Raw genomic sequence first — 2,284 nt, forward strand, 5'->3', positions numbered from 1 at the left:
GCTTTCTCATCTTTATACAATAGAGTTTCCCAAAGAGGAAGTAAGATGAAGGCTGTTATCGCTTGTGCTCATAAGATACTAAGAATTGTCTACAAACTTTTGAAAACACATCAAACTTATGAAGCAGCAAAAGCATTAGGGATGCGGCAACATCCTTAAGACATTTTTAAATATGTTCACCTTAAGTATAACACAGATAGTGTTTTTTTGCGCTTTTTTACGCTTTTTTACGCTTTTTTACTGTGTTATTTTCAAATAAAAGACTATATCAAAACGAACCAAATCATTGTTTGATGATAAAAAGTGGTGTATAATTACCACTAGTTAGTAACAAATAGGAGAGACCTTATGAAAGCAGCAATTCATCATATTTCAGTTTTGGCCAGTGATGCAGCAGAAGCTTATCAGTTTTATCATGGTATCCTAGGTCTTTCTCTGCACTTGAAAACGGTGAATCAGGATGACCCGACCATGTACCACTTGTTCTTTAGTGATGAAACAGGGCGCGAGGGAACAGAATTTACTGTTTTTGAGACCAAAACTTTTCCCAAACATCAATCTGGGACAAATGCTTTAGAGCGTACGGTGTTTTGGGTAGCTAATCAGGAAAGTTTGATATTTTGGAAGACACGTTTAAATCAGGCAGGCGTATCAACGGAATGGGCTAGACTGTGGAACCAGGAGGCTCTCTTTTTTAGTGATCCGGACGGTCAAAAATTGGCTTTGGTTTATCCTGAAAAGTTAACTTGGCAGGTTTATCCGCCAAAGAATCCCAGCATAGATCCTTCAAATGCTATTCTAGGGTTGGCGGGTGTAGTGATTCGGGTTCAAAATCAACAGACCGTTACAGAACTTTTGACAAGGGTATTTGGTTTTGAGGAAGCACCTTTTTTTGATGCAGAACTAGTGGGGGATAGCCGCCTAGATGCTGATTCCATTTTTCCCCAACATGTATGGATTGTGGAAGATAAAGAGCAAGCACCACAGCAGTTGGGACGAGGTGGTATCCATCATCTTGCGCTGGGAGTTGGCTCATTGGAGGAGTTAAAGCAGACTGCGAGTGACCTATCTGCGAAAGGCATTCTCCATTCTCGGATTGTGAATCGAGATTTTATGCATTCCCTTTACTTTAAGGAATGGCATGGGATGGTCTTGGAAGTCGCCACTCCAATTTCAGAAAAACTTGTAATGGATTATGATACGATGGAAAGTTTTCATCATCACCCCTTATATTTGCCGGATTTTCTGGAGCCGAATCGAATGATTATAGAAGAAGGGTTGAAACAATGACCAGCTTAAAATGGAGTTATAGAGCAGCAGAAGAGCCTTTGTTGGTGCTTTTTCATGGTAGTGGGGGAACTATTCAAGAAATGCTTGATTTTGGGAAAAAGCTTGCGCCTACCCATAGTCTGTTAGTGATTCAAGGAGATTATACTTTTGGAAGCGGCTATCGTTATTACCCACTACTAGAAGAGAATCAAAATGATTTAGAACAGAGACACCTGTTTCAGGAAAAGTTTGAGATAACATGGGAAGCATTACGAGAAATCTGGGAGAATAGGCCCCTTATCTTTTTAGGATACTCCAATGGAGCGAATGCTATTCTCAGTCTTTTAGAAATGAGTAAAGACCTAGCTGATGATTATTTGTTACTTCACCCAAGTTTTTTACAATGGAATCATCAGAAAGAACAAAGAGGAAATTTCTACTTGTTTTTAGGAGAGAACGATCCATGGACTTCTAAAGAAGAGTTAGAAGCCTATTTTGAAGAAAAATCAAACATATTTCCATCCCTCCATCTTAACTATTTATCCGAAAATCATGCGATAAATCAGGCAGAATTTAACTGGTTAGAAAAATTTTTGAAAAAAAGTAAAAAAACTTAAACAAAACCCTTGCAAAGACCAACATCATGTTGTATACTAATAAAGTCCTGAAGGGAGAGTTCCTTAAACGGGACGAAATCAGTAGAATAGTTCGGCACAAACGAACGAAAATAAAAAAACTTCAAAAAAGTTAAACAAAAGTGTTGACAAACCATTGAGGTTTTGATAAACTGATTAAGTTGTCTCGTGAGAGACATGACCTTTGAAAACTGAACAAGACGAATACCAATGTGTGGGTAGTAGGAATACTACCTGTCAATAATAAAACAATAAATCTGTCAGCGACAGAAAAATGAGTGAAGACTCAAACTTTTGATGAGAGTTTGATCCTGGCTCAGGATGAACGCTGGCGGCGTGCCTAATACATGCAAGTAGAACGCTGAAGGAAGTGCTTGCAC

Annotated in this window: 2 protein-coding genes and 1 rRNA gene; all 3 read left to right on the top strand. The window is 38.6% G+C overall.

Features of this window, described 5'->3' with window-relative positions; all coding sequences use genetic code 11:
• The first annotated feature begins 348 nt into the window (after positions 1-348).
• Positions 349-1,290 carry a VOC family protein gene (locus JEQ21_RS09680; RefSeq protein ID WP_199365305.1) on the top strand — a complete coding sequence of 314 codons (942 nt, stop codon included), beginning with the start codon at positions 349-351 and terminating at the stop codon, positions 1,288-1,290.
• Positions 1,287-1,886, top strand: a complete 600-nt coding sequence (locus JEQ21_RS09685; protein WP_199365306.1) for an alpha/beta hydrolase — start codon at positions 1,287-1,289, stop codon at positions 1,884-1,886. The genes JEQ21_RS09680 and JEQ21_RS09685 overlap by 4 nt, the downstream gene beginning before the upstream one ends.
• A gap of 311 nt (positions 1,887-2,197) precedes the next feature.
• A 16S ribosomal RNA gene (locus tag JEQ21_RS09690) occupies positions 2,198-2,284 on the top strand; the annotation flags it as partial.

Source organism: Streptococcus sp. 121 (assembly GCF_016458205.1).
Taxonomy (GTDB): Bacteria; Bacillota; Bacilli; order Lactobacillales; family Streptococcaceae; genus Streptococcus.